This is a genomic window from Brevundimonas diminuta ATCC 11568 (genome assembly GCF_000204035.1).
GTDB lineage: Bacteria > Pseudomonadota > Alphaproteobacteria > Caulobacterales > Caulobacteraceae > Brevundimonas > Brevundimonas diminuta.
In genome coordinates this window covers 2,604,205-2,612,265 of sequence record NZ_GL883086.1, presented here as the reverse complement: position 1 = coordinate 2,612,265, position 8,061 = coordinate 2,604,205, and the positions used below count along the sequence as shown (strand labels likewise).

Annotated in this window: 6 protein-coding genes; 2 read left to right on the top strand and 4 right to left on the bottom strand. The window is 67.2% G+C overall.

Features of this window, described 5'->3' with window-relative positions:
• Window positions 1-1,098, top strand: a 1,098-nt coding sequence (locus tag BDIM_RS16585; protein ID WP_040346506.1) for a glutamate-5-semialdehyde dehydrogenase, incomplete at its 5' end; no start/stop codon positions are given.
• A 116-nt stretch (window positions 1,099-1,214) separates the two neighbouring features.
• Here BDIM_RS16585 and BDIM_RS16580 read toward each other — a convergent pair.
• Complete coding sequence (locus BDIM_RS16580) at window positions 1,215-1,871, bottom strand: TetR/AcrR family transcriptional regulator (protein WP_003166709.1); 657 nt, start codon at window positions 1,869-1,871, stop codon at window positions 1,215-1,217.
• A gap of 418 nt (window positions 1,872-2,289) precedes the next feature.
• Between BDIM_RS16580 and BDIM_RS16575 the strand changes: the two genes are divergently transcribed.
• Window positions 2,290-4,416, top strand: a complete 2,127-nt coding sequence (locus BDIM_RS16575; RefSeq protein WP_003166708.1) for a M13 family metallopeptidase — start codon at window positions 2,290-2,292, stop codon at window positions 4,414-4,416.
• A gap of 371 nt (window positions 4,417-4,787) precedes the next feature.
• Here BDIM_RS16575 and hisS read toward each other — a convergent pair whose 3' ends face one another.
• From hisS to BDIM_RS16560, 3 genes are all read right to left on the bottom strand, one after another.
• Window positions 4,788-6,260, bottom strand: a complete 1,473-nt coding sequence (gene hisS, locus BDIM_RS16570; protein WP_003166707.1) for a histidine--tRNA ligase — start codon at window positions 6,258-6,260, stop codon at window positions 4,788-4,790.
• Window positions 6,261-6,317: 57 nt separating this feature from the next.
• The gene (locus BDIM_RS16565; RefSeq protein ID WP_003166706.1) at window positions 6,318-7,544 is read right to left on the bottom strand and encodes a DUF418 domain-containing protein; all 1,227 of its coding nucleotides are present in this window, start codon (window positions 7,542-7,544) and stop codon (window positions 6,318-6,320) included.
• A gap of 60 nt (window positions 7,545-7,604) precedes the next feature.
• Window positions 7,605-8,061 (bottom strand): hypothetical protein (locus BDIM_RS16560; RefSeq protein WP_155818755.1); only part of this gene is annotated, 457 nt, incomplete at its 5' end.

Below are 8,061 nucleotides of genomic sequence, written 5' to 3'. Positions count from 1 at the left end.
GCGGCCCGCGCCCGCGACGGCGGCCTATCCGAGGCCCTGATCGACCGCCTGGCCCTGACGCCTGCCCGTATCGAGGGCATGGCCGTCGCGGTCGAAACCATCGCCGTCCAGCCCGATCCTGTCGGCACCGAAATGGCCCGCTGGACCCCGGCCAACGGTCTGGACATCGCCCGCGTCCGCACCCCGATCGGCGTGCTGGCCGTCATCTATGAGAGCCGCCCCAACGTCACCGCCGACGCCGCCGCCCTGTGCATTCGGTCCGGAAACGCCGCGATCCTGCGCTGCGGCTCTGACTGTCTGGACTCATCACGCGCCATCGCCGCCGTCGTCGCCCGCGCCGTGGCCGAAGCGGGCCTGCCCGTCGATACGATCCAGTTGGTCCCTGTCCCCGACCGCGAGGCTGTCGGCGCCATCCTGTCGGGTCTGAACGGCGCCGTCGACCTGATCATCCCGCGCGGCGGCAAGAGTCTGGTCGCCCGTATTCAGGCCGAGGCGAAGGCGCCGGTGCTGGGCCATCTGGAAGGCCTGTGTCACACCTATCTGGACGCCGCCGCAGACCTCGATGTCGCCCGCCGCGTGACCCTGAACGCCAAGATGCGCCGCGTTTCCGTCTGCGGCGCGACCGAAACCCTGCTGGTGGACCGCGCGGCGGCGGGCCGCCTGCTGCCCGCCGTCGCCGCCGACCTGACGGCCGCCGGATGCGAACTGCGCGGCGACGCCGAAGCGCGCGCACTGGTTCCGAACATGGTCGAGGCGGTCGAGACCGACTGGACGACCGAATACCTGGCCCCCATCCTGTCCGTGCGCGTGGTGGACGGCGTGGACGGCGCGATCGCACACATCCGCGCTTACGGCTCGGGCCACACAGAGGCCATCGTCACCACCGACGAGAAGGCCGCCGAGCGCTTCGCTGAGGGCGTGGACAGCGCCATCGTCCTGATCAACGCCTCGACCCAGTTCGCCGACGGCGGCGAGTTCGGCTTCGGCGGCGAGATCGGCATTTCGACGTCAAAGCTGCACGCGCGCGGCCCGGTCGGCGCGGAACAGCTGACGACCTACAAATATGTGGTGCGCGGCGAAGGGCAGACGCGACCGTAAGGCGCCGCTCCCTTCCCCCTGTCCGCGCTCAATGACAGGCATGGCGCCGATCGGGCATGAAAAAGGGCCGCACGCCCGTTCGGCATACGACCCTCGATCCGGTTCCAGCCTAGGCCTTACTGCCGCGCCAGCTGGCTGGACAGGATCAGCTCCAGCTGCTTGCGGATATGCGGCGTGAGCTCTTCGATGCCCCAGTTGTCATAGGCGGCGAAGCGGAAGTTGTTGATGAAGACGTCCCAGATCAGGCGCGCCAACATGGGCAGGTCCACGTCCTGGCGCAGCTCGCCTTCACGCACGCCGGCCTGCAGAATCTCGGCCACGGCCTCGACCAGGGGACGGACGAAGGCGCGCGAGCGCAAATCGGCGTCTTCCGGCTGGAACCACGAACGCGCCACCATGGCCTGCATCAGCGGCAGATGGTCCAGCGAGCGGTGATAGCCCGCCGTCAGCCCGTTCGACAGGCGATCCAAGACGCGGCCCTCGGCGGCGGCGGTGCGGATGTCGAGCAGCAGGCCTTCCATCTCTTCGGAGAAGACGGCTTCGAACAGCTCGGCCTTGTCCTGGAAGTTGGCGAAGACCGCGCCGGTCGACATGCCGGCGCCCTTGGCGATGTCGCGAATGGTGGCGGCGTCATAGCCGCGCTCGGCGAAGAGGGTGCGGGCGGCGTCCAGAACCTTCTGACGCGTGCGCACCTTGGCGGCCTGGCGGCGGTTCAGCCGAGGCTGGACTTCGGCTTCGGCGACGGCAGGGGCGGACTGGGAAGATTCACGCATCGGCGGCGGCTCTAAACTCATCTATGTGCGGCGTTCGCCTCATCGCGGCTCGCCGTCGATCTGACGCGAGCCTGGGACAAGGGAGAACGCTCCTAGGAGGAAGTGGTGAACTTTCATCACCGAACAATGACCAAAATGGGTCACAGGCGGCAGAAAACTCTGCCGCACCACGCTTAGGAGTTCAACACGACTAAGGAGTTCTACTGATGCCGCAAGGTCAGGAAAGCTCTCCAGCTCAAAGCTTGGCTTTATGCCTCAGTCTATTTCGCTTCAGCATCATTGCGGCGGTCAAAGGCCCAGAAGAGGGAATTCAGTCCGCCCTCGCGCGGCGCGCTAAAATTTTTTAAGACCGCTGGATCGCCCCTGCCTCTAGGCTTTGGGCAGCGCGCCCCTTGGGGTCCGAGATGAGGAAACAAGAATGAAGAAACTGTTCGCGGGGGTCGCTGCGGCCGCCCTTCTGGCGCCGGCCGCCGCCCTGGCCCACGACGGCCATGACCACGCCTGCATCGACGAGGCCTGCACCGTCTTCGAACTGTTCCAGACACCGGCCGCCCAGGGCGGCGCCTCCGGCTGGCAGGGCACGGATGCGCCCCGATATGGAACCTGGGGCTTCGACCTGGCCGGTCGCGACACCTCGGTCGATCCGGGCGACAGCTTCTTCCGCTACGCCAACGGCGCGGCGCTGGACCAGTTGACCATCCCGTCGGACCGCACCTCCTACGGCTCGTTCGCCCTGCTGCGCGAACTGTCGGACAACCGCATGAAGAAGCTGGTGACGGACCTGGCCGCGCGCACCGATCTGGCCTCCGGTTCGGACGAGCAGAAGATCGCCGACGCCTACCGCGCCTTCATCGATCAGGCCCGCGTCGACCAGTTGGACGCCCAGCCGCTGGCCCCCTATCTGGCCGCCATCCGCGCCGCGGACAGCCATGAGAAGATCGCCGCCTACATGGGCCAGACCCAGGGGCGCGCAGGCGGCTCCTTCTTCGGCACAGGCGTCACCATCGACCAGAAGAACCCCACACGTTACGCCGTGACCACGGGCCAGTCGGGCCTGGGGATGCCCAACCGCGACTACTATCTGGACGCCCGCTTCGCCGACAAAAAGCAGAAGTATCAGGCCTATATCGAGCAGATGCTGACCAACATCGGCTGGACCGACCCGGCCGCTTCGGCCGCCGCCATCGTCGCCCTGGAAGACCGGATCGCCGAGGCGCACTGGACGCCGATCGAGAACCGCAACCGCGACAAGACCTACAACCCCTATTCGATCCAGACCCTGGCCGCCGAGGCGCCCGGCTTCGACTGGGCCGGCTATTTCAACGCCGCCGGTCTGGGCGCGGTCGACCGCGTGATCGTGCGCCAGAACACGGCCATGCCGAAGCTGGCCGCCATCTTCGCCGAGACGCCGGTGGCGACCCTGCAGGCCTGGCAGGCCTTCCACACCACGGACGACGCGGCCCCCATGCTGTCGCAGCGCTTCTCGGACGCCCAGTGGGCGTTCCATTCGCGCGACCTGGCCGGCCAGCCCGAACAGCGCAGCCGTGAAAAGCGCGCCATCAGCTTCGCCGAGGGCGCCCTGGGCGAGGCCGCAGGCCGTCTCTATGTCGCCGAATACTTCCCGGCCGAATCCAGGGCCAAGATGGAAGAGCTGGTCGCCAACCTGCGCACCGCCCTGTCGCACCGCATCGACAACCTGACCTGGATGGGCGTGGAGACCAAGGCGGCGGCTCAGGAGAAGCTGCGCAAATTCACCGTCAAGATCGGCTATCCGAACAAGTGGCGCGACTATTCCGCGCTCGAGATCCAAGCCGACGACCTGTTCGGCAACAGCCAGCGCATGGGCCAGTTCCAGTGGAACTATCGCCTGTCGCGCCTGGACCAGCCGGTCGACAAGGACGAGTGGGGCATGACGCCCCAGACGGTGAACGCCTATTACAACTCAGCCAATAACGAGATCGTCTTCCCGGCCGCCATCCTGCAGCCGCCCTTCTTCGATCCGGACGCGGACCCGGCCGTAAACTACGGCGGCATCGGCGGCGTGATCGGCCACGAGATCGGCCACGGCTTCGACGACCAGGGCTCCAAGTCCGACGGCGACGGCGTGCTTCGCAACTGGTGGACGGAACAGGACAAGGCCAATTTCCAGAGCCTGACCAAGCGTCTGGGCGCCCAGTACGACCAGTTCGAACCCGTCCCCGGCCACCCCGTCCAGGGCGGCCTGACCATGGGCGAGAACATCGGCGACGCCGCCGGTACGGCGGTCGGTCTGGAGGCCTATCACCTGTCATTGAAGGGCCAGCCCGCCCCGGTGATCGACGGCACGACCGGCGACCAGCGCTTCTTCTACGGCTGGGCCCAGGTCTGGCAGTCCAAATACCGTCACGACGCGCTGATCAATCAGATCGCCACCGATCCGCACAGCCCGGCCGAATTCCGCGTGATCGGCCCGGTCCGCAACATCGACGCCTGGTACGACGCCTTCAGCGTCAAGCCGGGGACCAAATACTACCTGTCGCCGGAAGAGCGCGTCCGCATCTGGTAGGACGCCGCGCCTGCTGAACGAAGAGGGCCGTAGCGGCGACGCTCCGGCCCTTTTTCATGGTGCCGTCTCCCGACGCTTCTCCATGCTAAAACCGCCCCTATATCGAACATCCTTCGATAAATTCCTGACTTCCAAGCATGAAAAAGCCCGCTGCGGGGGATACATCGCAGCGGGCCTTCTCGCTCTCTCAGGAGCGGACGTTTCCTCCCCGAAACGCCTTCAAGATGTCGCTGCGGCTGAGCGCTGCGCCTCTTGAGTGAGACCAAATGACGCCATCGAGGGGGTCAAGTCAATCAAGCCTCTATCGAAAGAGCGTTCTTTCGTAACTGAACGTTGATAAGTCACGTCTTCGTCATGGTTTTTATCGAAACTTATTCGACAATGGAACGGACCACCGCGACCAGTTGATCGCGGGCCACGGTCTGCTGACCCGGACGCTCGGCCTTCCAGGCGTTATTGTCCGTGATGGCGGCGGCGCGGGCGCGTCCGGCGTCCAGATCCTTGATCGTCACGTGCCCGGCGGCGATCTCGTCTCCGCCCAGGATGACGGCGGCCGGGGCGCCGCGCCGGTCGGCGTATTTCATCTGCGCCTTCATGCCCGCCCGCCCCAGATACAGCTCGGCCGGAATGCCCGCCGCGCGCAGTTCGGACACGGCGTCGAGATAGTGCTGCATGTCGTCCTCGGAGAAGACGATGGCCACCACCGGCCCGCGCGTCTCGTCCTCGGCGCCGCGACCGGCCGCGCGCAGGGCCGAGGCCAGACGCGACACGCCGAACGAGAAACCCGTCGCCGGGGTCGACTGGCCGGTGAAACGCGACACCAGGTCGTCATAGCGCCCGCCGCCGCCGATCGAGCCGAAGCGCACTGTCCGGCCCTTCTCGTCCTTGGTGTCGAGCAGCAGTTCGGCCTCGAACACCGCGCCGGTGTAGTATTCCAGCCCGCGCACGATGGTCGGGTCGAAGCGCACGTCGTCCTGCGACACGCCCATGGCGTTCAGGGCGCGGTCGATGGCGGCCAGCTCCTTCAGCGCCTCTTCGCCCGCCGCGCCCAAGGCCGCGCCGGACACGGCGTCCAGCACGCCCGCGCGGCTGAGCCCCGGCGTCTCGGCCGAAGCCAGAAACGCCTCGATCGCCCCGATCACCGAGGCGGGCAGGTTCGCCCCCTTTGTATAGTCGCCGGACTCGTCCAGACGGCCCTCGCCCAGCAGCAGGCGCACGCCCTCGACGCCTAGGCGGTCATACTTGTCCACCGCGCGCAGGGCCGTCAGCCGCTGCACAGGATCGGTGATCCCGCCCGCGTCGAACAGGCCGTCGAACAGCTTGCGGTTGGAGACGCGGATCACCGCCTGCCCGGCCGCCAGACCCGCGGCGCGCAGGCCCTCGCAGCCCATGGCGATGATCTCGGCGTCGGCCTCGGGCCGGTCGGAGCCGACGGTGTCGGCGTCGCACTGCCAGAACTCGCGGAAGCGGCCCGGCCCCGGCTTCTCATTGCGCCACACCGGCCCATAGGCGTAGCGGCGGAACGGCTTGGGCAGGGTCTCCCAGTTCTGGGCGGCGAAACGGGCCAGCGGCGCCGTGTGGTCGTAGCGCAGGGCCATCCACTGATCGTCGTCGTCCTGAAGCGCGAAGACGCCTTCGTTCGGGCGGTCCGCGTCCGGCAGGAATTTGCCCAGCGCATCGGCGTATTCGAACGCCGGAGTCTCCAGCGCCTCGAAGCCCCAGCGCTCATAGACCTCGGACACGCGCGCGACGATGCGGCGCTCGGCGGTCAGGTCGCGGCCGCGACGGTCGGCGAACCCGCGCGGGGCGCGGGCTTCGGGGCGGTTGGAGGCTTCGTCGGTCATGAAGCGGCGATTAAGCCATCAGTTCCGTCGCCGCAACTCGCCGCCGCCCCTTCCCGCTCAGGCCGTACGGCGCAGGGGCAGACCGCGTCCATAGCTCAGACGCCGCCACAGCCACTCCAACGGCCCCATGGTGAACTTCGACAGCCACAGCGGCGACCAGATCAGCTGCAGCGCCCACACGCCCACGACGATGGCCCACTGCATCGGATAGTCGACCTGGCCGAACAGGCGCGGCCCCCACGGCATGTAGAAGATCGTCGTCATGATCAGGGTCTGGGTCAGATAGTTGGTGAAGGCCATCCGCCCCACCGGCGCCAACGCCTTACGCAGCCAACCCACGCCGCGCGTCGTCGCCAGGATCAGCGCCGAGGCGTAGGCCAGGGTGATGATCAGCGGATAGGACTCCGCCACGGCGGCCCATCCGCCCGTCCCCTCCGCAACCGGCCCGACCTGAAGCTCGCGCCATTGCAGCACGCCCAGAAGAGTCAGCACCGTCGCCCCGCCCGCGATCAGCGCCAGATAGATCCACGTCGGAACCCGGCCGTGGAAGAAGCCGGCCTTGAACAGGCCCATCCCCAGCATCATCAACGGCACGATCGAGAAGACATACATCAACAGGCTCGCAGTCGTTGCGAAACCCCAGGCCTTCATGTTCTGCAGCATCGCCCCCGCCCAGCCGCTCTGATAGGCGGCGATCGCATCGGCGACCGCGGTGTCGGATACGCTTTCGTTCAGGCCGGCCATAACCTCAGGGAAATGAACCATGGCCAGCACAAAGGCCGCCTGCAAGGTCGCCAGAAACACTGTGGCGCCCGCGCCGATCCAGATCAGGGACTTGGCCGACATGGATCGCATCAACATCACGAACAGCCCCGACCAGGCGTAGAGCAGCAGGATGTCGCCGTACCAGAAGGCCGCACCATGAATCAGGCCGAACAGGGCCAGGAACATCAGGCGACGGCGTAGAACGCGCCCCTTCGCCTCATCACCGCGCTCGCCGCCGACCAGGAAGATGGACACGCCGAACAGCATGGAGAACAGGGTCACGAACTTCTGGGTGAAGAAGACGTCGACGACCCACTGCGCCACGCCCGACGCGCCCGGCACGGCGGGAAAAGGCGACTGCTCCGGCGCCATGTCCAGAGCTTCCAGCGGCAAGGAGAAGAAGGCGGCATTGACCGCTAGGATTCCGAGAACCGCCGCGCCGCGCAGCACGTCCAGCGTCACGACCCGCTGATCCGCCGCCACCGGCTTCGGCTGAACCGTCTCGACCTGATCCCTCATGCTCGTCCCTGTTCTGGTGAAGAGGTCGAGGCTTAGTCGGGACGGCCGCTTCGCTTCACGTTAAATCCCCGTAACGTCCCGTTCGGCCAGGACGCCCATGCGGTTCTTGACGACGGGCGCCGGGACAAAGCCCAGATAGGCCACGCACAGACCGCCCCACAGGGCGTAGCTGACCCCCATCATGACCGCCAGCGGAAGGCCGCCGACGCCATAGATCAGCAGGGCCGTCTCGATCGCGCCCACGCCCTGGACGAGGCTCTGCGAGGCGGCGCCCGCCAGGCCCGCCATGACCACGGCCATGATCGTCTGCATCGCCGCCGCCAGCAGGCCGCCGAACACGGTGAAGCGGCACACCACGCCCAGTCGCGTCGACGGGCGCCCGGTCTTGCCGTGGCTGTCGAGCAGCAGCCACAGCCCCGCCGGCGCCGCGATCAGTCCGACGGCCAGCATCACCAGCCGCCAGTCCGTATCCACGCCCGACCACCAGTTCTCGGGCGGCCAGATGAACAGGGTCAGG

Coding starts and splice junctions, on each gene's coding strand:
- hisS (WP_003166707.1), bottom strand. CDS start 6,260: ATGACCGACGAAGCCTCCAACCGCCCCGAAGCCCGCGCCCCGCGCGGG.
- BDIM_RS16580 (WP_003166709.1), bottom strand. CDS start 1,871: ATGCGTGAATCTTCCCAGTCCGCCCCTGCCGTCGCCGAAGCCGAAGTC.
- BDIM_RS16575 (WP_003166708.1), top strand. CDS start 2,290: ATGAAGAAACTGTTCGCGGGGGTCGCTGCGGCCGCCCTTCTGGCGCCG.
- BDIM_RS16565 (WP_003166706.1), bottom strand. CDS start 7,544: ATGAGGGATCAGGTCGAGACGGTTCAGCCGAAGCCGGTGGCGGCGGAT.